Origin of the sequence: Curtobacterium sp. MCSS17_011 (assembly GCF_003224275.1) — a bacterium.
GTDB lineage: Bacteria > Actinomycetota > Actinomycetes > Actinomycetales > Microbacteriaceae > Curtobacterium.
The window spans coordinates 203,898-225,468 of sequence record NZ_QKLE01000001.1; the positions used below are offsets into that span (position 1 = coordinate 203,898).

General features: G+C 71.1%; 22 protein-coding genes. 14 read left to right on the forward strand and 8 right to left on the reverse strand.

The window, feature by feature from the left end:
- Nucleotides 1-364: 364 nt before the first annotated feature.
- The 4 genes from tatC to DEJ17_RS00915 all read left to right on the forward strand — a co-directional run bounded on the left by tatC (nt 365) and on the right by DEJ17_RS00915 (nt 5,617).
- The gene (tatC, locus tag DEJ17_RS00900) at nt 365-1,117 is read left to right on the forward strand and encodes a twin-arginine translocase subunit TatC (RefSeq protein ID WP_110891743.1); all 753 of its coding nucleotides are present in this window, start codon (nt 365-367) and stop codon (nt 1,115-1,117) included.
- Entirely contained in the window at nt 1,114-3,552 is a 2,439-nt protein-coding gene (locus DEJ17_RS00905) for an RNA helicase (protein WP_110891633.1), read from the forward strand. Before tatC ends, DEJ17_RS00905 begins: the two co-directional genes overlap by 4 nt.
- 11 nt (nt 3,553-3,563) lie before the next feature.
- Entirely contained in the window at nt 3,564-5,156 is a 1,593-nt protein-coding gene (gene lnt / locus DEJ17_RS00910; RefSeq protein WP_258366583.1) for an apolipoprotein N-acyltransferase, read from the forward strand.
- Between the two features lie 110 nt (nt 5,157-5,266).
- Nucleotides 5,267-5,617 (forward strand): RNA polymerase-binding protein RbpA, encoded by a 351-nt coding sequence (locus tag DEJ17_RS00915; protein WP_027465636.1) that lies wholly within the window; start codon nt 5,267-5,269, stop codon nt 5,615-5,617.
- A 71-nt stretch (nt 5,618-5,688) separates the two neighbouring features.
- On the opposite strand, the gene DEJ17_RS00920 is transcribed toward DEJ17_RS00915, so the two are convergent.
- Nucleotides 5,689-6,900, reverse strand: coding sequence for an SPFH domain-containing protein (locus DEJ17_RS00920; protein ID WP_110891635.1), 1,212 nt, complete (start codon nt 6,898-6,900; stop codon nt 5,689-5,691).
- Nucleotides 6,897-7,370: an NfeD family protein gene (locus DEJ17_RS00925; RefSeq protein ID WP_110891636.1), complete on the reverse strand. Its 474-nt coding sequence runs from the start codon at nt 7,368-7,370 to the stop codon at nt 6,897-6,899. Before DEJ17_RS00925 ends, DEJ17_RS00920 begins: the two co-directional genes overlap by 4 nt.
- A gap of 154 nt (nt 7,371-7,524) precedes the next feature.
- Here DEJ17_RS00925 and DEJ17_RS00930 point away from each other — a divergent pair, with 154 nt between their 5' ends.
- From DEJ17_RS00930 to DEJ17_RS00950, 6 genes are all read left to right on the forward strand, one after another.
- Nucleotides 7,525-8,286 carry an SDR family oxidoreductase gene (locus DEJ17_RS00930; protein ID WP_110860066.1) on the forward strand — a complete coding sequence of 254 codons (762 nt, stop codon included), beginning with the start codon at nt 7,525-7,527 and terminating at the stop codon, nt 8,284-8,286.
- A gap of 10 nt (nt 8,287-8,296) precedes the next feature.
- Nucleotides 8,297-8,749, forward strand: a complete 453-nt coding sequence (locus tag DEJ17_RS00935; protein ID WP_110891637.1) for an NUDIX hydrolase — start codon at nt 8,297-8,299, stop codon at nt 8,747-8,749.
- A gap of 91 nt (nt 8,750-8,840) precedes the next feature.
- Nucleotides 8,841-11,234 (forward strand): excinuclease ABC subunit UvrA, encoded by a 2,394-nt coding sequence (locus DEJ17_RS00940; RefSeq protein WP_110891638.1) that lies wholly within the window; start codon nt 8,841-8,843, stop codon nt 11,232-11,234.
- Nucleotides 11,235-11,357: 123 nt separating this feature from the next.
- The gene (locus tag DEJ17_RS00945) at nt 11,358-11,624 is read left to right on the forward strand and encodes a DUF4190 domain-containing protein (RefSeq protein WP_146239573.1); all 267 of its coding nucleotides are present in this window, start codon (nt 11,358-11,360) and stop codon (nt 11,622-11,624) included.
- 127 nt (nt 11,625-11,751) lie between these two features.
- Nucleotides 11,752-11,907: a hypothetical protein gene (locus DEJ17_RS17620; RefSeq protein ID WP_181420970.1), complete on the forward strand. Its 156-nt coding sequence runs from the start codon at nt 11,752-11,754 to the stop codon at nt 11,905-11,907.
- A 185-nt stretch (nt 11,908-12,092) separates the two neighbouring features.
- Entirely contained in the window at nt 12,093-12,734 is a 642-nt protein-coding gene (locus DEJ17_RS00950) for a copper resistance CopC family protein (RefSeq protein WP_110891640.1), read from the forward strand.
- Between the two features lie 17 nt (nt 12,735-12,751).
- On the opposite strand, the gene DEJ17_RS00955 is transcribed toward DEJ17_RS00950, so the two are convergent.
- The gene (locus DEJ17_RS00955) at nt 12,752-13,783 is read right to left on the reverse strand and encodes an alcohol dehydrogenase catalytic domain-containing protein (protein ID WP_110891641.1); all 1,032 of its coding nucleotides are present in this window, start codon (nt 13,781-13,783) and stop codon (nt 12,752-12,754) included.
- A 220-nt stretch (nt 13,784-14,003) separates the two neighbouring features.
- Between DEJ17_RS00955 and DEJ17_RS00960 the strand changes: the two genes are divergently transcribed.
- The gene (locus DEJ17_RS00960) at nt 14,004-14,444 is read left to right on the forward strand and encodes a GNAT family N-acetyltransferase (RefSeq protein WP_110891642.1); all 441 of its coding nucleotides are present in this window, start codon (nt 14,004-14,006) and stop codon (nt 14,442-14,444) included.
- A gap of 15 nt (nt 14,445-14,459) precedes the next feature.
- Here the strand turns inward: DEJ17_RS00960 and DEJ17_RS00965 are convergent, their stop codons facing one another.
- On the reverse strand, nt 14,460-15,140 hold the full coding sequence (locus tag DEJ17_RS00965; RefSeq protein WP_110891643.1) for an SDR family NAD(P)-dependent oxidoreductase: 681 nt from the start codon (nt 15,138-15,140) through the stop codon (nt 14,460-14,462).
- Between the two features lie 102 nt (nt 15,141-15,242).
- Between DEJ17_RS00965 and DEJ17_RS00970 the strand changes: the two genes are divergently transcribed.
- Nucleotides 15,243-16,076 carry a helix-turn-helix domain-containing protein gene (locus DEJ17_RS00970; protein WP_181420971.1) on the forward strand — a complete coding sequence of 278 codons (834 nt, stop codon included), beginning with the start codon at nt 15,243-15,245 and terminating at the stop codon, nt 16,074-16,076.
- Here DEJ17_RS00970 and DEJ17_RS00975 read toward each other — a convergent pair.
- The gene (locus DEJ17_RS00975) at nt 16,063-17,283 is read right to left on the reverse strand and encodes a beta-ketoacyl synthase (protein ID WP_110891645.1); all 1,221 of its coding nucleotides are present in this window, start codon (nt 17,281-17,283) and stop codon (nt 16,063-16,065) included. The two genes, DEJ17_RS00970 and DEJ17_RS00975, sit on opposite strands and share 14 nt — an antisense overlap.
- A 54-nt stretch (nt 17,284-17,337) precedes the next feature.
- Between DEJ17_RS00975 and DEJ17_RS00980 the strand changes: the two genes are divergently transcribed.
- Nucleotides 17,338-17,916, forward strand: coding sequence for a TetR/AcrR family transcriptional regulator C-terminal domain-containing protein (locus DEJ17_RS00980; protein WP_110891646.1), 579 nt, complete (start codon nt 17,338-17,340; stop codon nt 17,914-17,916).
- Between the two features lie 41 nt (nt 17,917-17,957).
- On the opposite strand, the gene dhaM is transcribed toward DEJ17_RS00980, so the two are convergent.
- From dhaM to dhaK, 3 genes are all read right to left on the reverse strand, one after another.
- The gene (dhaM, locus tag DEJ17_RS00985) at nt 17,958-18,692 is read right to left on the reverse strand and encodes a dihydroxyacetone kinase phosphoryl donor subunit DhaM (RefSeq protein WP_110891647.1); all 735 of its coding nucleotides are present in this window, start codon (nt 18,690-18,692) and stop codon (nt 17,958-17,960) included.
- Nucleotides 18,689-19,315, reverse strand: a complete 627-nt coding sequence (gene dhaL, locus DEJ17_RS00990; RefSeq protein ID WP_110891648.1) for a dihydroxyacetone kinase subunit DhaL — start codon at nt 19,313-19,315, stop codon at nt 18,689-18,691. The genes dhaM and dhaL overlap by 4 nt, the downstream gene beginning before the upstream one ends.
- A gap of 134 nt (nt 19,316-19,449) precedes the next feature.
- Nucleotides 19,450-20,451 (reverse strand): dihydroxyacetone kinase subunit DhaK, encoded by a 1,002-nt coding sequence (gene dhaK / locus DEJ17_RS00995; RefSeq protein ID WP_110891649.1) that lies wholly within the window; start codon nt 20,449-20,451, stop codon nt 19,450-19,452.
- A 316-nt stretch (nt 20,452-20,767) separates the two neighbouring features.
- Here dhaK and DEJ17_RS01000 point away from each other — a divergent pair, with 316 nt between their 5' ends.
- The gene (locus DEJ17_RS01000) at nt 20,768-21,493 is read left to right on the forward strand and encodes an MIP/aquaporin family protein (RefSeq protein WP_110891650.1); all 726 of its coding nucleotides are present in this window, start codon (nt 20,768-20,770) and stop codon (nt 21,491-21,493) included.
- Nucleotides 21,494-21,571 lie beyond the last annotated feature (78 nt).

Consider the following 21,571-nt stretch of genomic DNA (forward strand, 5'->3'; position numbering starts at 1 on the left):
GATCCCGCGGGGTGGACCGCGGGCGCCTGGTCGTTCCGGGCGTACCCGGCGAGTTGATCCGACCAGGTATGCCCGATTCCGCCCGGTATGCGCCGCGTGCCTGGTCGTTCCGGGCGTACCTGGTGTGTTGATCCGACCCGGTACGCCCGATCTCGCCAGGTACGCCCGATCTCGCCCGGTACGCCCGATCTCGCCCGATCTCGCCCGGTACGCCCGATCCCGCCGCCGCCCGCCCACCACGCGGCTGCGCCGACCCCCGGCGGACTGTCGGTCCCGACCCCGTAAGATCGAGCACATGGCTTCGACGACCGCGCGCGGGCGAGCGAAGCGGCAGGGGCGCCAGAAGACCGACGCCGAAGGCCGCATGTCGCTCGGGCAGCACCTCATCGAGCTGCGCAACCGTCTCTTCCGCGCAGTCGTGGCGATCGTGGTCGGTGCGATCGGCGGCTGGTTCCTCACCCCGTGGGTGCTCGATGCGCTCCGGGCACCGGTGACCGAGCTCGCCAAGGTCGGCGGACACACGGCCGAGCTGAACTTCCCGATGATCACCGGGGCGTTCGACCTCAAGCTGCAGATCGCGATCACCATCGGCGTCGTCATCGCGAGCCCGGTCTGGCTCTACCAGATCTGGGCGTTCATCGTGCCCGCGCTCGTCCGGCGCGAGCGGCAGTACGTCTGGGGCTTCCTCGGCACCGCGATCCCGCTGTTCTTCGCCGGGTGCTACTTCGGGTGGTACATCCTGCCGCACGTGGTCGGCATCCTCGGCAGCTTCGTGTCGAGCCAGGACACCTCGATCGTCGACGCGAAGGCGTACTACGACTTCGTCATCAAGCTCATCGTCGCGGTGGGCATCGCCTTCGTCCTGCCGGTCTTCATCGTCCTGCTGAACTTCGTCGGTGTGCTGTCGGCAGCCGCGATCATCAAGAGCTGGCGCGTCGCGATCCTCTGCATCCTGGTCTTCTGCGCCATCGTCACCCCGAGCGCGGACGTCATCTCGATGTTCCTGCTCGCCGTCCCGATGGTGGTGCTGTACATCGCCGCGTGCTTCGTCGCGTGGATCCACGACCGCCGTCTGGCCAAGCGCCAGGCGAAGCTCGACGAGGAGTACGACCTGTGAGCGGCACGAGTGCGGCCGAGCGGTTCGCCGCGGCCAAGGTGCGCAACCGGTCGCGCAACCTCGAGCTCTTCCGGACGGACCTGCGGTTCGACCTCGACCCGTTCCAGTTCGCCGCGTGCGACTCCCTCGACCAAGGCCGCAGCGTCCTGGTCGCCGCCCCGACCGGAGCCGGCAAGACCATCGTGGCCGAGTTCGCCATCTGGCTCGCCATGCGCCAGCCGACGGCGAAGGTCTTCTACACGACGCCGATGAAGGCGCTCAGCAACCAGAAGTACGCCGAGCTCGTCGACGTCTACGGCGAGTCCGAGGTCGGTCTGCTCACCGGTGACACCAACGTGAACCCCCGCGCCCGCGTCGTCGTGATGACGACCGAGGTCCTGCGGAACATGATCTACGCGGACTCGGACCTGCTCGACGACCTCGCCTGGGTGGTCCTCGACGAGGTGCACTACCTCGCCGACCGGTTCCGTGGGGCCGTGTGGGAAGAGGTGATCCTGCACCTACCGACCGAGGTCCGTCTGGTCTCGCTCAGCGCCACGGTGTCCAACGCCGAGGAGTTCGGCGACTGGCTGCAGACCGTCCGCGGCGACACCGACGTCATCGTCTCCGAAGACCGTCCGGTCCCGCTCGAGCAGCACGTCCTGGTCGGTTCGAAGATGGTCGACCTGTTCGACTCGAGCGGCGCCGCGGCGACGAACCGCGTGAACCCGGAACTGCTCCGCATGGTCGGCGGCGGTTCCCGGAGCGAGCGGAACGGCGGCGGCCACCGCGGCCGACGCGGTCGTGGTGGCTACCCCGAGCGCCGCGGGCCCCGCACCGAGAAGGTGCACCGCGAACAGATCGCGCACATGCTCGACGAGCGGATGCTCCTGCCAGCGATCTTCTTCGTGTTCAGCCGCAACGGCTGCGACCAGGGCGTCCGCAACGTCCTGCGCTCGGGCCTGTCCCTGACGACGGTGCAGGAGCGCAACGAGATCCGCGAGACGGCGGAGTACCACTGCCGCACCCTGCTCGATGAAGACCTGGCCGTCCTCGGCTACTGGGAGTGGCTCGAAGGGCTCGAGCGCGGGGTCGCGGCGCACCACGCCGGTCTGCTCCCCGCCTTCAAGGAGGTCGTCGAGAACCTCTTCCAGCGCAAGCTCCTGAAGGTCGTGTTCGCCACCGAGACCCTGGCGCTCGGCGTGAACATGCCGGCGCGCACCGTCGTGCTCGAGAAGCTCGAGAAGTTCAACGGCGAAGCCCGTGTGCCGATCACCCCGGGGGAGTACACGCAGCTCACCGGTCGTGCCGGTCGTCGTGGCATCGACGTCGAGGGGCACTCGGTCATCCAGTGGACCGACGGGCTCGACCCGCAGGCCGTCGCGTCGCTGGCCAGCCGTCGCACGTACCCGCTCAACTCGTCGTTCAAACCGACCTACAACATGGCCGTCAACCTGATCGACCAGTTCGGCCGGCAGCGCACGCGCGAGGTCCTCGAGACGTCGTTCGCCCAGTTCCAGGCCGACCGGTCGGTGGTCGACCTCGCCCGCAAGGTCCGCTCGCAGCAGGAGTCGCTCGACGGCTACCGCGAAGCGATGCAGTGCCACCTCGGCGACTTCACCGAGTACTCGGCGCTCCGCCGTGAACTCTCCGACCTCGAGCGCACGAACGTGCCCGGCGGTCGCGAGGCGTCGCACGGGGCCCGCCAGGAACGCCAGGCCGCGATCACGGCGGTCCGCCGCCGGCTGCAGCGCCACCCCTGCCACGCCTGCCCGGAGCGCGAGGCGCACGCCCGCTGGTCCGAGCGCTGGTGGAAGCTCAAGCGTGCCAACGACAAGCTCGTCCAGCAGATCCGGTCCCGCACGGGCGCCGTCGCGACGACGTTCGACCGCGTCACCGAGGTCCTGCTCGAGCTCGGCTACCTGGTGGACGCCGGCAACGGCGAAGCCACGGTGGCCGCCGGCGGACGTCGCCTGCAGCGCATCTACGGCGACCGCGACCTGCTCGTCGCCGAGTGCCTCGAGGCGGGGGTCTGGAAGGACCTCACCCCCGCGCAGCTCGCCGCGATGGCCGCGACGATCATCTACCAGCCCCGCCGCGAGGACGCGCCCGGTACCGAGCACGCGCTGCCCCGCGGTGCGTTCCGCCCGGCGCTCGACCAGACCCTGACGATCTGGTCGCGCCTCGACGACATCGAGCGCGCGGCACGCCTGGCCGGTTCGCAGCCCCCGACCCCGGCGATGGCCGTCGGCATGTTCCGCTGGGCCTCGGGCTCGGCCCTCGACGACGTCCTCCGCACCCTCGACTTGCCGGCCGGCGACTTCGTGCGCTGGTCGAAGCAGGTCATCGACCTCCTCGACCAGATCCGGAACGCCGGCGACGACGACCTCGCCCAGACCGCCCGACGAGCGACGGACGCGGTCCGCCGCGGCATCGTCGCCTACGCGGCGGTCTGACGGGAGGCACGGTGCGGGTTCCGGAGACCAGTGTGCGCGGGCTGCCCGCGCACGTCGGCCGCGGGGCGGTCGCGAGCGGCCCGTTCGCCGCGCTGCCGCTGAGCACCGCGCTGCCGTTGGCCGTCATCGGCGGGATCCTCTTCGCCCTCGCGTTCCCGTCGCCCGGGTGGTGGTTCCTCGCCTACCCGGCACTCGCCTGCATGCTGCTCGCGGTGATGGGGCAGCGGGCACGACGCGCGGCGTGGATCGGCTACCTCGCCGGCGCGGCCTTCTGGATCCCGGCCATCTCATGGGCCGGCCGCTACCTGGGCCCGGTCCCGTGGTTCGCACTCGCCCTGCTCGAAGCCGCGTTCTTCGCGCTCGGCAGTGTCGCCATCGCCCTGGCGTACCGCTGGGTCGCACGCGTGGTGCCCTCGACCGCCGGACGTGTGTGGGGCCTCCCGGCCGTCGTCGCCGCACTCTGGACCGGACGCGAGTGGTTCTCGGGGAGCTGGCCGTACGGCGGCTTCGCGTGGGGTCGGGTCGGCCTGTCGCAGTCGCAGGGGCCGTTCACCCACCTGGCCGCGTACGTCGGCGTGCTCGGGCTGACGTTCATCGTCGTGTACTGCGTCGCCGTCGTGGTGTCGCTCGCACTCGTGGCGCCCCGCGAGCCTGGGAGGGCACTGCGACTGCCCGTGCGGGTGGCGACGGCGGGTCTGCTCATCGCGGCGGTCCTGGCCGTGCCGGCGTGGCCGACGGCGACGAGCGGCACGATCCGGGTCGAGGCGGTGCAGGGCAACGGTCCCGCGGGCTACTTCGACCGTGCGGAGCCCGGCGACGTCCTGGCGGCACAGGTCGCGGCGACCGACGTCGAAGCGAAGGGTGTGGACCTGGTCGTCTGGCCCGAGGCAGGGGCGGAGTACGACCCGCGTCAGCAGCCGGTCATCGCCTCCGCGCTCGACTCGGTGGTCGACTCGCTCGACGCCCCGATCGTCGCGGGTGCCATCACGCAGACCCCGTCGGGGGTGCTGCACAACACGTCGTTCGTGTGGACCGCCGACGGCTGGCAGGCGTCCTACGACAAGAAGCGCCCGGTGCCGTTCGGCGAGTACGTGCCCGACCGCTGGTTCTTCTCCAAGCTCGCGCCGTCGCTGATCGGCCTGTTGCAGCGCGACTACACGCCGGGAACGAAGCCGAACGTGCTGTCCGTCGCGGGGATCCGGGCCGGCATCTCGATCTGCTTCGACATCGTCGACGACGGGTTGACCGCCGACATGGTGCGCGGGGGAGCGCAGGTGATCCTCGCGCAGACGAACAACGCCGACTTCTCGGGCACCGACGAGAACCTGCAGCAGCTCGAGATCGCTCGGATGCGGGCCATCGAGACCGGGCGCTCCCTCGTGAACATATCGACCGTCGGAGCGTCGCAGGTGATCGACCCGGGCGGTCGCACGATCGACCGGGTTCCGGAGTACACCGCGACGTCGATGGTCACCGATGTGCCGCTCGGCACGTCCACCACCCCGGCGTCGATCCTGTCCGGGTCGATCACGCTCCTGCTCTCCCTCGGCGGGCTCCTCGTACTCCTCGCCTGCGCCCCCTGGAGCCGTCGCACCCGATCCTGATCGGAGCCGCCGCGCCCAGCCACTGGGAACGGACTGTGAATGCGCCGGTACGGGATTGATGGGGCGTGGGACAGTGTTGTGGAGGGCAGACGAGCGAGAGGAGCACACACATGGCTGATCGGAGTCTCCGCGGCATGCGGCTCGGGAGTCAGAGTCTCCAGAGCGAAGAGGGCGTCGAGCTCTCAGATCGCAAGCGCGCGGTCTACCAGACAGATTCGGGTGAAACGTTCGACATCGTCTTCTCGGCAGATGCCGATGTCCCCCAGACCTGGTCGGAGCCGCGCTCCGGTCGCGAGGGCCGGCTGCTCGGCGACGACGGCATCCCCGTCGAGGTCGCCGAAGAGGACGTGAAGGCACCCCGTACCCACTGGGACATGCTGCTCGAGCGCCGCTCGCGCGAAGAACTCGAGGAGCTCCTCGAAGAGCGCCTGCAGGTGCTCCGCGCACGACGCGGCGCCTGACACCACCGACCACACGACGACGCCCGCCCCAGGGAACCGGGGCGGGCGTCGTCGTTCGTGTGCGTGCGGTGTCAGCGCCGACCGGAGCCGTCGCTGGTCCGGTGCCCGGACGCATCGTCACCCGACTGGATCGCGGCGTCGTCGACCTGCTCGGCCGTCGCGTCGTCGGCAGCCGCGAGGTGTGCGTCGACACTGCGGTTCGACTCCGCAAGGCGGGCGTCGAGGTCGGATTCGGGGACGATGTCGGCGGCGGTGGCGTCCGCGCGCGGCATCGTCGTGTCCGCCGATCCGGCCGCGGCTGTGTTCGCCAGGCTCTCGTTCGCGAGCTTCGAGATGCGGGACAGGAAGTCCGTGCCACCAGCACCGCCGGCAACCGGACCGGCGCCGCCACCACGGCTGGCACTGAAGCCCTTCGCGATGCCGGACAGGGCCTCGGTGAACTCGCTCGGGATCATCCAGAGCTTGTTCGAGGTGCCCTCGGCGATCTTCGGCAGGGTCTGCAGGTACTGGTAGGACAGCAGCTTCTCGTCCGGGTCACCGGTGTGGATGGCCTCGAACACGGTCGCGATGGCCTGGGCTTCGCCCTCGGCGCGGAGCACCTGCGCCTTAGCGTCACCCTCGGCCGCCAGGATGGCCGCCTGCCGCTGCCCCTCGGCCTCGAGGATCTGGGACTGCTTGGTGCCCTCGGCCTGGAGGATCGCGGCACGACGGCTCCGCTCGGCACGGAGCTGCTGCTCCATGGCGTCCTGGATGGAAACGGGCGGCTCGATCGCCTTGAGCTCGACTCGGCCGACGCGGATGCCCCACTTGCCCGTCGCCTCGTCGAGGACGACGCGGAGCTGACCGTTGATGTTGTCGCGGCTGGTCAGTGCCTCTTCGAGGTTCAGGCCACCGACGACGTTGCGGAGCGTGGTCGTGGTCAGCTGCTCGACGGCGCCGAGGTAGTTGGCGATCTCGTACGTCGCGGCGCGGGCGTCGGTCACCTGGAAGTAGACGACCGTGTCGATCGAGACCACGAGGTTGTCCTCGGTGATCACGGGCTGCGGCGGGAACGAGACGACCTGTTCGCGCATGTCGAGCAGCGGCCGCAGGCGGTCGATGAACGGCACCAGGAGGTTCAACCCCGGGTTGAGGGTCTTGTGGTACTTGCCGAGTCGCTCGACGATCCCCGCGGTGGCCTGGGGGACGATCCGGATCGCCTTCGCCAGGACGACGATCACGAAGATGACGACGACGAGGACGAGCACGAGCAGTGCGATCGTCCCCGGGGAGATGCTGGTCACGAGGTGGCCCTTTCTGCGAGGCGCACGACCGCGGTCGACCCCTCGATCGACTCGACGACCACGGGGGTCCCGAGTGGCGGTGTGCGGGCGACGGAGTCCGCGGCGAACCGTGCACTCCAGGTCTCGCCGTTGGCCAGGCGCACCTGGCCGGGGCTGGAGGAGGTGAAGGCGACTGCGACCGTGCCGGGGAGCCCGATGAGCCCGTCGACGTTGGTGCGGTGCGGGTCGGCACCGCGGCCGAGCGCCACGAGCAGGCGCGGTCGGACGAGCGACAGCAGCACGAGGGCGGCGACCGCGGCGACGATGGCGGACAGCCACCACGGGGCGCCGAGCAGCGCGGCGATCAACCCGCCGGCGGCACCCGCCGCGAGCATGATGAAGATGAAGTCGAGGGTGAAGATCTCGACCACGCCCAGGAGCAACACCAGGCCGATCCAGACGGTGCTCTGGATCCAATCGATTCCGTTCACGCGATCTCCCTCCCTCGGTCGCGCGCGGCGGCTCGCTGCGTCGCGACAGCCGGTACAACTCCGTTCAACATATCAGGGCCGTCCGACCCTCGTGCAGGCGATTGGTAGGCTCGGTGCGCCCGACCGGCCGGAACCAGACCTGGAGAACACGACTGTGAGCAACCCCCTCGCCCCCGGATCCCTCACCGACAAGCGCGCCGTCGTCACCGGTTCGTCCCGTGGCATCGGCGCCGACACCGTCGGGTACCTCGCCGAGGCCGGTGCGAAGGTCGTCGTGAACTACCGCAACAAAGCCAAGCGCGCGGAGCAGATCGCCGAGAAGATCGTCGAGGCGGGCGGTTCCGCCCTGGCCGTCGGCGCCGACCTGACCGATCACGCCTCCGTGCAGGCGCTCGTCGACACCGTCGTCCAGGAGTGGGGCGGCATCGACCTGCTCGTCCTCAACGCCTCCGGCGGCATGGAGTCCGGCGTCGGCGAGGACTACGCGCTCCGCCTGAACCGCGACGCGCAGGTCGACATGTTGCAGACCGCCGTGCCGCACATGCCCGCCGGCTCCCGCGTGGTGTTCGTCACGAGCCACCAGGCCCACTTCGTCGAGACCGCCGAGACGATGGACGAGTACGTCCCGGTCGCCAAGAGCAAGCGCGCCGGAGAACTCGCCCTCCGTGAACTCATCCCGCAGCTCGAGGCTGCCGGCATCGAGTTCGTCGTCGTCTCCGGCGACATGATCGAGGGCACGATCACCGCGACGCTGCTGAACCGCCTGAACCCCGGCGCGATCGAGGGTCGTCGGCAGGAGGTCGGCAAGCTCTACAGCGTGTCCGAGTTCGCGGCCGAGATCGCCCTGGCCGCCGTCGAGCCGATCCCCGCCGACCACACCAAGCTGGTCGGCGACGTCAGCGGATTCGTCGGCTAACGTCGGGCGGGTGACCGCCAAACCCGGCCTGCGCCGCACCTCCCGCATCCTGCTGCTCGACCCAGAGGGCCGCGTGTTCCTGATGGACACGAAGTCGCCGTCGTCCGACGGAGCCCACCGCTGGATCACGCCGGGTGGTGGGGTCGACCCGGGGGAGTCCCACCGCGACGCCGCGATCCGCGAGCTGCGCGAGGAGACCGGGATCGTCATCGACGAACCCGGCGAACCGGTGTGGTCCTGGGACTTCACGGTCGAGTGGGACCTCGCCGACCACGACCGCGGGCACGCCGAGTTCTACGTCGTCCGCACGCCCGGTTTCGAGCTGTCCGACGCCGAGTGGACCGACGACGAGCGCGTCGACATCCTCGCCTCGCGGTGGTGGACCGCCGACGAACTCGAGGCGACCGACGAGGAGTTCGAACCCGCCGAGCTGCCGGAGCTGGTGCGCCGTCACGGCGCCTGAGCACCGCACCACGGCCTGACGGCCGGCCCCGGACCGGACGGGAGGCCCGTGACGGCCCCGCCACGGGCCTCCCGTCGGTACGCTGACCCGCATGCACACCGATCCGGTCGACGACGACCCCACCGGCGCCGACGCGCACCCTGCCGACCGGCACGACCGGATCCGGGTGCGCGGTGCCCGCGTGAACAACCTGCGCGACGTCGACGTGGACCTGCCGAAGCGGCGGCTCACGGTGTTCACCGGGGTCTCCGGCTCGGGCAAGAGCTCGCTCGTGTTCGGCACCGTCGCCGCCGAGTCGCAGCGGATGATCAACGAGACCTACAGCGCGTTCGTGCAGGGGTTCATGCCCTCGCTCGCGCGCCCGGACGTCGACCTGCTCGACGGCCTGACCACCGCGATCGTCGTCGACCAGGAGCGCATCGGCGCCGACCCGCGCTCCACCGTCGGCACCGCCACGGACGCGAACGCGATGCTGCGCGTGCTGTTCAGTCGACTCGGTCAGCCGCACATCGGCGGGCCGAACGCGTTCTCGTTCAACCTCGCCACCGTGACGGCCGGGGGAGCGATCACGGTGCAGAAGGGTGCGGACGCGAAGGCCCAGAAGGTCTCGTTCACACGGCTCGGCGGCATGTGCGCCGACTGCGAGGGTCGGGGGCTGGTGAACGACATCGACCTGACGCAGCTGTTCGACGACACGCAGTCGCTCGGGGACGGCGCGCTCACGATCCCCGGGTACGGGACCGACGGGTGGAACGTGCGGCTGTACGCCGAGTCGGGCTACTTCGACCGGGACACCCCGATCCGCGACTTCACCGAGCAGGAGCGGCAGGACTTCCTGTACCGCGAGCCGACGAAGCAGAAGATCGCCGGCATCAACATGACCTACGAGGGGCTCGTGCACCGCGTCCGCCGGTCGTTCCTGCAGAAGGACCGCGAGGCGATGCAGCCGCACATCCGGGCCTTCGTCGACCGTGCGGTGACCTTCACAACGTGTCCGGCCTGCGACGGCACCCGGTTGAACGACACCGCCCGTTCGTCGAAGATCGCGGTCCGCAGCATCGCCGACGTCTGCGCGATGCAGATCACCGATGCCGTCACCTGGCTGCGGGGTCTCGACGACCCCGGAGCCGGGCCGTTGCTCGAGGGGCTCCGCGACCTGCTCGAGTCCTTCGTCGAGATCGGACTCGGCTACCTGTCGCTCGACCGCCCGACCGGCACGCTGTCCGGGGGAGAGGGGCAGCGCGTGAAGATGGTGAAGCACCTCGGCTCCTCGCTCAGTGACGTCACCTACGTCTTCGACGAGCCGAGCACGGGGCTGCACCCGCACGACATCGAGCGGATGAACGAGCTGCTCGTCCGGCTGCGCGACAAGGGCAACACCGTCCTGGTCGTCGAGCACAAGCCCGAGGTCATCGCGATCGCCGACCACGTCGTCGACCTCGGTCCCGGTGCCGGCTCCGGTGGTGGGATGCTCTGCTACCAGGGGCCCGTCGCCGGACTCCGGACGAGCGGGACCGTGACCGGTCGGCACCTGGACGACCGTGTCTCGGTGAAGTCCGAGGTCCGTGGTGCGGACGGGGTGATCGCGATCCGCGGTGCCTCCGCCCACAACCTGCACGACGTCGACGTGGACGTCCCCACGGGGGTGCTCACCGTCGTCACGGGGGTCGCCGGCTCGGGCAAGAGCACGCTCGTCCACGGGTCGCTGGCCCGGCGCGACGACGTGGTCGCCATCGACCAGAGCGGGATCCGTGGCTCACGGCGGAGCAACCCGGCGACGTACACCGGCCTGCTCGAGCCGATCCGGAAGGCGTTCGCGAAGGCCAACGGCGTCAAGCCCGCACTGTTCAGCGCCAACTCGGAGGGTGCTTGCCCGGCGTGCAACGGTGCCGGTGTCGTGTACACCGACCTCGGCATGATGGCGGGCGTCGCGAGCCCCTGCGTCGAGTGCGACGGCAAGCGGTTCGGCCAGTCCGTGCTCGGCTACCACCTGGGCGGGAAGGACATCAGCGAGGTGCTCGGCATGTCCGTCACCGACGCGCTGGCGTTCTTCGCGGCGGGGGAGTCCGCACTACCGGCGGCCCACACGATCCTCGCCCGACTCGCCGACGTGGGGCTCGGGTACCTGACGATCGGACAGCCGCTCACCACGTTGTCCGGGGGAGAGCGGCAGCGGCTCAAGCTCGCGACGCACCTCGGTGACCGCGGCGGTGTCGTGGTGCTCGACGAGCCGACCGCGGGCCTCCACCTGGCCGACGTCGAACAGTTGCTCGGTCTGCTCGACCGGCTCGTCGACGCCGGCCGGACGGTCGTCGTGATCGAGCACCACCAGGCGGTCATGGCGCACGCCGACTGGATCATCGACCTCGGGCCGGGCGCCGGGCACGACGGTGGACGGATCGTTTTCGAGGGGACGCCCGCCGAGCTCGTGGCGGAACGGTCGACGTTGACCGGGCAGCACCTGGCGGCGTACGTCGGAGCCTGAGCCTGGGGTCAGGCTCGAGCAGCGAATCTGGGCATCAGCCGTGTGTGGGGACTAGCGTTCTGATCGACGCTCACGATCGGCTACCCGGCCTGGATCGGCGTCCTGACCAGAAGGAGCTCCACCATGTCCAACCCCGGCAACGCACCGGCGCAGTCGAACACCTTCGCCATCGTCTCCTTGGTGCTCGGCATCATCGGGACCGTCGTTGGTCTGTTCGTGCCGATCGTCGGAGTCATCGGCGGAATCGTCGGTCTCGTGCTCGGCATCTCGGCGCGCAAGCGTGGTGGCAGCCGCGGGATGATCATGGCGGGCATCATCCTGTCGATCGTCGCCATCGTCATCGGCGTGATCGGTTTCATCATCAACGCGGTGGCTCTCTCGAACATGTGATCGGTCTGCCTCAGTTCGCGAGCAGCAGTGGTCGAGTCCAGTGGATGGACTCGACCATTGGTGCTCACCAGGTGTCTCCGGCGCCGAGCGTGCAGCTGTTCAGGAACGCGGGCGTACCGTGCGGCCCATGAGCTACAGCCAGCCTGACCCAGCCGAAGAGACCACCCAGAGCGAGTCGCCGGAGCAGCCCGACACCGACCAGGACACCCTGGAGGAACAGGGCGGCGAGCCGGCAGCGCTCGAGATCGACGCCGACGACGTCCCCGCGAAGCCCGTCGACTGACGCCGTCGTCTCCCAGGGAGCAGAAGAGGTCGAGTCCGTACAGCGGACGCGACCTTTTCTGCTCACTGAGCGTCATCCGGGGCGTCTACCGAAGCGCCGATAATGCATATTATGTCAACTCAGGTGTTCCCGCCGGGTCAACTCGGCTGACGGGGCGCTCGACATCGCTTCCCTAGCGTGGACCCGTGCACGATCACCGAGATGACCAACGCCGCTCCCGAACCGCGACGCCCCGGGTCCTGTTCGCCGTCGCGCTGTCGGCGTTCCTCGTGCTGATCGGCACGACACCCGCATCGGCGCACGCAGCACTGACCTCGAGTGATCCGGCGGACGGCGCCACGGTGGCCGCCGACCTTGAGCGAGTGACGCTCACCTTCAGTGAGGCGCCCCTTGCCGGGCTCGAAGCCGGACTACGCATCGAGGTGCGTGACGACGACGGCGTGGACGAATCATCCGGGGCCGTGGCCGTCGAAGGCACCTCGATGTCGAAGGCGGTGTCGCTCTCCCCCGGCCCGCACACCGTCGTCTGGCGGTCCGTCTCCCCCGACGGCCACCCCATCGAGGGGCAGCTCGCGTTCACGGTGGAACCGGCCGCATCTCCGACCGTTCCACCCACGACGACGAACCCGACGGCCGCACCCACACCGTCCGCGGATCCGACGGCAGCGGCAGCCGCACCGAACACCGGCGCCGGCACGCACGCGCACGGGCACGGGCACGGCGGCCAGGCGCTCCTGTTCGGGGTCCTCGGGCTCCTGGCCGCCGTCGTCATCGGCGCGGTCGTGCTGCGCATCCGCCGGGGCGCGGACGCGCGGACCGAGGGCTGACGGGGACGCCCCGAGCCTCAGAACACGGCGACGGTCATGCCCGACGACGTCGCGGGTCGGTCCATCGCGACGAGCGCCTCGGGCAGGTCGTCGAAGCCGATCGTGCGGCCGATCGTCTGCTCCGGACGCAGCCGCCCGGCCACGACGGCGTCGAGCATCGCGCCGTACTCCCCGACCGCTGCGCCGTGGCTGCCGAGCAGTTCGAGTTCGTCCGCGATGACCCGGCCCATCGGGATCGCCGGAGCGGCTTCGGCGTCGAGGAGCAGCCCGACCTGCACGTGCCGGCCGCGCGGACGCAGGGACGCCACGGCGGCGACGGAGGTGGCGCGGCTGCCGTAGGCGTCGAGCGAGACGTGCGCTCCACCGCCCGTGCGGGATCGGACCGTCGTGACGGCACCGGCGTCCATCAGCACGGTGTCGGCGCCCAGGGCGGCGGCGCGCTCGAGAGCGGCCGTGGAGACGTCGACGGCAACCACGTGCGCGCCGGCGGCCACGGCGACCATGACCGCGGAGAGCCCGACTCCCCCGCAGCCGTAGACCACGACCCACTCCCCTGCGGCCACGCGCCCTCGGGCGTGCAGGGCGTGGAACGCGGTGCCGAACCGGCAGCCCAGTGCCGCTGCCACCGCGAAGTCCACGGCGTCGGGCAGCGCGACGAGGTTCAGGTCGGCGTGCGGGACGACCAGGGCGTCCGCGTACGAGCCCTGCAGGTCGAACCCGGGCTGCTGCTGGGCGGTGCACACCTGGGTGGCGCCGTCGCGGCACTCGGCGCAGGTTCCGCAGGCGAACACGAACGGTGCCGTCACCCGGTCACCCACGGCGAAGCGCTGGACGCCCGCACCGATCGCCGCGACGACGCCGGCGAACTCGTGGCCGGGCACGTGCGGCAGCCGGACCGAGTCATCGTGGCCCTTCCACGCGTGCCAGTCACTGCGACAGACACCGGTGGCAGCCACCCGGACGACGACGCCGTGCTCGGGTGCGACCGGTTCCGGCAGGTCGACGATCGAGGGGACGGAACCGAACTGGGCGTACTGGACGGCGCGCATGCGGTCATCCTGACAGACGGCGGACGCCGGACCAGCGCGACCAACCGCACGACGGACGACAGACACCCGACGGCGCACCAGCGCGACCAACCGTCCGACGCGACCCGTGCGCCGGGGTCCCCACGGGCCTCCAGACCGACGCCCACCCGACCACGCGAGCGGTCCACCGCGACCCGATCGGCCGTTGCGCCGCAGGCACGTCCGCCGGTTGACTCGCCACGTGACCGACCTGCGCTTCTCCGCCGACCCCACCGACCTCGACGTCGACCGCGTGCACCGCTGGCTCAGCGAGGAATCCTACTGGGCCCGCAGTCGAGACCGGGCGACGCAGGAGGCGATCATCGCCGGCTCCCGGAACTTCGGCGTGTACGACGCGACGACCGGCGAGCAGCTCGGCTACGCGCGGGTGATCACCGACGGCGTGACGTTCGGGTGGCTCGCCGACGTGTTCGTGGACCCCGACGCCCGGGGCCGCGGCGTCGGGGTCGCACTCGTGCGCGGCGTGACCGAGGCGATCGAGCCGCTCGGCCTGAAGCGCTTCGCCCTGTTCACCGCGGATGCCCACGGGCTGTACGAGCGGTTCGGGTTCCGCCCGCTGCCCGACCCGGACGGCTGGATGATGCGCCCCGGGCCGGGGTTCGGCGCCGACGTGCACGACTGACGCCAGCGCTGGCCCTCAGTACTCGATGCGCCCCTCTCGGTTGTGGAACTCCCCCGTGGGCCCGTCGGTGCCGATCGTCGCGAGCATCACCGTGGCGTCGGTGCCCTCGGTGATCGTCTGGTGCCCGCCGAACCCGTTGAACTCCGTCGCGGTGTAGCCGGGGTCACTCGCGTTCACCCGGAACCCGGGCAGGTTCTTCGCGTACTGCACGGTCAGCGCGACCACGGCCGCCTTCGACGCCGCGTACGGCACCGCCGGCACCCCGTACTCGTCGTGCCCCGGCGTCGTCAGCCAGCGCGGGAACCCCACGCCCGACGAGACGTTCACGATGACGGGTGCCGTCGAGCGTCGCAGCAGGGGCAGTGCGGCCTGGGTCACCCGGACGATGCCGGTGACGTTGGTGTCGAGGACGGCCGCCATCGCGCTCGCGTCGAGGTCGTCGACCCCGAACGAGGTGCCGAGGATCCCGGCGTTGTTCACGAGGACGTCCAGGGAAGGAATCGTCGCGATCGCCGCGTCGATGCTGGCCTGGTCGGTGACGTCCAGCTGCACGACGTGGGCGCCGAGTGCGCGGGCGTCGTCGCCGCTGGCCAGGTCCCGCATGCCGGCGTACACGGTGTGGCCGGCTTCGATGAGTCGGCGTGCGGTCTCGAGTCCGAGGCCGCGGTTGGCCCCGGTGATCAGTGTCGTTGTCATGCGTCCAGCCTCCCCCCGTCGACGCGGCTCCCCCAGGCACGGTGCGACGGTGGGACCGGCAGTACCAGGACGGACTGGAGGCGCGGGGCGATGATGGTGGGCATGAGCGAGTTCGCGAACGTGTTGCGTTCCTGGCGTGACCGGGTGCGTCCGGAGGCGGTCGGCCTGCCGGCCGGCCCCGGCAGACGGACCCCGGGGCTCCGACGCGAGGAGCTCGCCGCCCTCGCGGGCGTGAGCGTCGACTACATCGTCCGCCTCGAGCAGGGTCGGGCGACGAACCCCTCGCCGCAACTCCTCGGCGCACTCGCGACGGCGCTCCGGCTGTCGTCCGAGGAACGGGACCACCTGTGCCGGGTGGCCGGCGTCGCCCCGCCGTCGCGCCAGGTGGTGCCGCGGCACATCACGCCCGGCGTGCAGCGACTCGTGGACCGCCTCGGCGACGTCCCCCTCGCGGTGTTCACGGCGACGCACGACATCGTGCTCTGGAACGAGCTGTGGGCGGCGGTGAACGGGGACCCCTCACGGTACGTCGGGCTCGAACGCAACCTGGTCTGGCGTCACTTCATGCAGGACCACGACGGGGTGGACTGGGACGACGACCACCAGGAGGAGTTCTCGAGCGACCTCGCCGCCGACCTGCGGCAGGCGTACGGGCGGTACCCGGCCGACCGTGACCTGGCCGACCTCGTCGAACGGCTGCTGCGGGGATCCCCCGAGTTCGCCCGCCGGTGGGAGACCGGCCGGATCGCCGAGCACCGGGCCAGTCGCAAGGTCGTGCACACACCGGTCGGGCCGGTGGAGATCGACTGCGACGTGCTGAGCGTCCCCGGCGGCGACCTGCGGATCGTCGTCTACACGGTGGTGCCGGGTTCCGAGGACGCCGCGAAGCTCGACCTGCTCCGGGTCACCGGCCTGCAGGAGCTCACGCCGCGGTGAACACCAGCGACGCGTTCTGACCGCCGAACCCGAACGAGTTGTTCAACGCCGCACGGAGCGGCGCCGTCCGGGCGGTGCCGGAGACGACGTCGAGGTTCACCGCGGGGTCGAGCCGGTCGAGGTTCAGGGTCGGTGGCACGGTCCCGGTCTCGAGCGCCCGCAGGGTCAGGATCGCCTCGACCGCGCCGGCGGCGCCGAACATGTGCCCGATCGCGCTCTTCGGTGCGGTGACGAGCGCGCCGGTTCCCACCGCACGTCTGACGGCGGCCGCCTCGCCGACGTCGCCGACGGGGGTGCCCGTGGCGTGGGCGTTCACGTGGTCGACGTCGCCGCCGGTGAGTCCCGCCATCCGGATCGCGGCGCGCATGGCCCGCTCCTGCTCGCTGCCGTCCGTCAGCGGTGCGGTGATGTGGTGCGCGTCCGAGGTGATCCCCCACCCCGCGAGCGTGCCGTGCGAGTGCTGCCCGCGGGCTGCGGCGTGGTCGGCACGCTCGAGCACGACGATGCCGGCGCCCTCGCCGAGCACGAAGCCGCGGCGGTCGGCGTCGAACGGCCGTGACAGGGTCGTCGGGTCGTCGCCGTCGGGCCTGGCGAGGGCCTGCGACTGGGCGAACGACGCCATCGTCACCGGGGTGACCGCAGCCTCGGTGCCGCCGGTGATGACGACGTCGGCCTCACCGGTGACGATGAGTCGCGCGGCGGTGGCGATGGCCTCGGCACCGGAGGCACAGGCCGACACGGTCGTGTACGCCCCGGCGCGGGCCCCGTACGCGATGCTGATCTGGGCGGCGGCTCCGTTGGCCATGAGCATCGGCACCGTCCGCGGCGACACCCGACGTGCGCCGGAGGTACCGAGTACGTCGTGGGCGTCGAGCAGGGTCTCCACTCCCCCGATCCCGGTGCCGATCACCACGGCGAGGCGGTCGCCCTCCACCGCGGGGGCACCGGCGTCGGCCCAGGCCTCGTCCACGGCGACGAGCGCCAGCTGCTGACTGCGGTCGAGGCGGTTCGCACGGACCCGCCCGAGCGACCCCTCGGCGTCGAGTGCGGCTTCGGCACCGACCCGGATCGGCACCTGTTCCCAGAGCGCTCCGTCGCGGTGCAGGGCTCGGACGCCGGAGCGACCGGCCACCAGGGCGTCCCAGAGCGGCGCGACGCCGTGGCCGAAGGGTGAGACCGCGCCGTAGCCGGTGATGACGATGTCCACGGGAACTCCTCTTGTACGTTGAACAAGTGGAGTTGTATCACGTACAATTCCGACATGGCAACCACGGCGGACGGATCCGGCACGGCACGCGGCGCGGCGACCCGGGCGAAGATCCTCGCCGCGACGGCCGGACTGCTCAGCGCGGGCGCTCGGAGCGTCACCGTGAGCGAGGTCGCCCGGGCCGCGGGCGTCTACCCGAACCAGATCACGCACCACTACGGCTCGAAGGACCGCCTGGTGCTTGACGCCGCGTTCGCGCTGTTCCTCCGCGACACCACGCGACTGCAGGCGGCCGGCCGGCGCGCCCGATCGCCGGAGTCGTTCCGACAGGTCCTCGCCCGCACCGCCCTCGCGATGCCGTCGACCCCGCTCGTGGTCCGCGCGCTCGGGGCAGCCGGGGACGACCCGGCGCAGCGCGAGCGCGTGCGGCTGCTGCTCGCCGTGCTGTTCCGGCAGTCCGAGCGCTACCTGGAGCGTGTCGTCGCCGACCAGGGCTGGACGAGCCCGAGCGGCGTCGCCCGGGACGCCCGCACGTTCTGGAGCGCCGTGTTCGGTGCCACCCTGCTCGCGGACGCCGGGGTCACCGGCGGCCCCTCGGACCTCGACCTGGCGGGGACCATCTCGATCCGTTGACCGGAACGGGCACCGCCGTCGGGGTCGCCCCGGCGGCGGTGTCACTCGCCGAAGCCGGACCTGACCAGTTCCACCAGGGCGTCGACCGCGGCCTGCGCGTCCTGGCCGGTCGCGACGATCGACACCGTCGTACCCTTCGGCAGCGCCAGGGCCATGATCGCCAGCAGGCTCTTCGCGTCCACGCCGTTGACGTGCACGTTCGCGTCGTACTTCGCCGCCGTCTTCACGAACTCCGCGGCGGGCCGGGCGTGCAGCCCGGTCTCGTTGACCAGCTCGACCGACGCGCTGACGCGGTCGGAGCCGGCCGCGCCGTCGACGGGAGCAGCCCCGTCGGCCGGCCCCGTGCCTCCAGGCTGGTCACCGGACGGATGGGAGGCGCTGCTCGCGTCCGCCTCGGAACCCGCGGCCGATGCCGCGGCGGCCAGGACCGCGTCGGCGTCACCACCCGTCTGGGCGGCGACCGCAGCGGCCACCGTTCCCTCGACCAGTGGGGCCTGCGACACGAGGACGCGGGCACGGACGTCGTCGTCCAGGAAGTCGAGCGCGGTGTCGGTCGTCAGGTAGGCGGAGCCGAGGTCGCACAGGACCACGACGGCGTCCGCCTGGGCGAGTTCCTCGATGCCGGCGGTGATCGCCTCGAACGAGGTGCCGATGCCGCCGTCGTCCGTGCCGCCCGCGGCGACGAGCGGCACGTCCGCAGCCATCTGCCGGGCCAGCTCGACGGTGCCGGTCGCGATCGCCGCGCTGTGCGAGACGACCAGGATGCCGACGGTCACGCTGCGTCCACCGCTGCGCGCAGGATGTACGCGGTCGACTGCGCACCGGGGTCGCGGTACCCGATCGCACGGTCGCCGAGGTAGCTCGCGCGGCCCTTGTGGGCGACGAGCGGCTCGGTGTCCGCCGCACCCTGCGCGGCGGCGTCGGCTGCTGCGGCGAGCACGGCCTCCGGGTCGTCGCCGGCACCGGCAGCCGCTGCTGCGGCGTCGACCGCGGGGCTCCACGCGTCGACCATCGTCTTGTCGCCGACCGCGGCCTTGCCGCGTGAGACGACCCCGTCGCGGGCGGCGGTGAGGACGGCGACGAGGGTGTCCGCGTCGAGTTCGGCCGCGTCACCGGCAGCCTGCGCCGCCTTCAGGTAGGCGGTGCCGAAGAGCGGGCCGGCCGCCCCGCCCACGGTCGAGATGAGCTTCGTCGCGACGGTCTTGAGCACGGCACCCGGGGTGTCGAAGGACCCGGAGCCGACGGCCTCGAGCACGGCCCGGAACCCGCGGTCGAGGTTCTCGCCGTGGTCGCCGTCCCCGATCTCACGGTCGAGCGTGACGAGTTCGGCGCGGTGTTCGTCGATCGTCGCGGCGGTGCGACGGACCCAGTCGATGGCCCATGCGGTGTCGAGCGCCAATGCGGTTCCCTTCGTGTGTCGGGCCCGGTGGCCCGGTGTCGTGGTCCGGTGGTCGAGCGGCCGTGGTCGGTCGTAGTCGCAGTCGCGGTTGCGGTTGCGGTTGCGGTTGCGGTCGAAGTCGCGGTTGCGGTCGCTCAGCGTCCCCAGCGCAGGGCCGGGGTCTCCACCGGGGCGTCCCAGAGGGTCGTGAGTTCGTCGTCGAGCACCGTGACGGTGAGCGAGAACCCCTGCATCTCGAGGGACGTGACGTAGTCGCCGACCAAGCTACGCGTGACCTGGTGGCCGCGGTCGGAGAGGACCTCGGCGGCGCGTCGGTACGCGATGTAGAGCTCGGACAGCGGGGTGCCGCCCATGCCGTTCACCAGGAGCAGCAGCGACGACCCGGCCGGGGCGTCGAGGTCGGTCAGGATCGGTTCGAGCACGCGGTCGACGAGCTCGTCCGCCGGTGCCATCGCGATCCGCTCGCGGCCCGGCTCGCCGTGGATGCCGATGCCGAGCTCGACCTCGTCGTCGGCCAGCACGAACGACGGCTCCCCCGCGTGCGGCACGGTGCCCGAGGCCAGCGCGAGCCCCATCGACCGCGTGACGTCGTTGACGTGGCGGGCAACGGCGGCGACCGCGTCCAGGTCGTCACCGCGCTCGGCGGCGGCGCCGGCGCACTTCTCCACGACGACGGTCCCGGCGACACCGCGGCGGCCGGCGGTGAACAGGGAGTCCTGCACCGCGACGTCGTCGTCCACCACGACGGACTCGACGCGGACGTCGTCCATCGCGGCGAGTTCGGCCGCGGTCTCGAAGTTCAGGACGTCCCCGGTGTAGTTCTTCACGATGTGCAGCACGCCCGCGCCGCCGTCGACGGCCTTGGTCGCGGCGACGATCGGGTCGGGCGTCGGGCTCGTGAACACCGGACCGGGCACGGCGGCGTCGAGCATCCCGTACCCGACGAACCCGGCGTGCAGGGGCTCGTGCCCGCTGCCGCCGCCGCTGACGATCCCGACCTTGCCGGCCACGGGGGCGTCGGCTCGGTGCAGGTGGATCGGGTCCTCGACCAGGACGACGTGTCCGGCGTGTGCCCGGGCGAACCCCCGGACGGTCTCCTCGACCACGGCCTGCGGGTCGTTGATGAGCTTCTTCATGCGGTGCCTCCACGGGTACGGGGTCGAGCCGTGGCGGTCACACCGCGCGTCATCGACCGGAGTGCGCCCAATCTACATCCGCGGCACGGGCAGCCGTCCGTTGTCGATGCACGTTCGTGCAGCGCACCGAGGACGCGTCACCGGCGCGAGATCGTGCTGGGGACACTCGTCCTGCACGTTCGTGCACGATCCCGCACTTCGCTCACGAATTCACCACCCGGCCGTGAACGGCATCACTATGGTTGGCCTCAATCACTCAACGGGGAGTGCGGCGCAGCACGGCCGGACCCCCACCCTCACGCACTGGAGGTCACCGATGGACGGCATCGGCGTCAATTTCCTGTCCGAGCTCGTCGGCACGGCGATGCTCATCATCCTGGGTGGCGGCGTCGTCGCCGCCGTCTCGCTGGCGAAGTCCAAGGGCTTCGGAGCCGGGTTCCTGATGGTCACGATCGGTTGGGGCTTCGCGGTCTTCGCCGGTGTCACCGTGTCCTACAAGTCCGGCGGACAGCTCAACCCCGCCGTCAGCCTCGCGCAGGCGATGCTCGGCAACATCACCGTCGGCGAGATGTTCCTGTACTGGCTCGCCCAGCTGATCGGCGCGATCATCGGTGCGGTCATCGTCTGGCTCGCCTACAAGCAGCACTTCGACGAGGAGCCCGACGCGGCCGCCAAGCTCGGCGTCTTCTCGACCGGCCCCGCGATCCGTTCGTACGGCTGGAACCTCGTCACCGAGATCATCGGCACCTTCGTGCTGGTCTTCGTCGTCATCGCGTTCACGAACGGTCAGACCCCGTCGGAGCTCGGCGCGATCCCCGTCGCCTTCCTCGTGATCGCGATCGGCGTCAGCCTCGGTGGCCCCACCGGCTACGCCATCAACCCCGCCCGTGACCTCGGCCCGCGCATCGCGCACGCCATCCTGCCCATCAAGGGCAAGGGCTCGAGCGACTGGGCCTACGCCTGGGTGCCGGTCGTCGGACCGCTCATCGGTGGCGCCCTCGCCGCCGGCCTGTCCTACGCCTTGCTGCCCGTCGTCAGCTGAACCACCCCCACCCCGAAGGCGTGAGCGTTCCTTCCGCAGGACCGACCGCGCACCGCACCGAACACCCGTAAGGAGCAC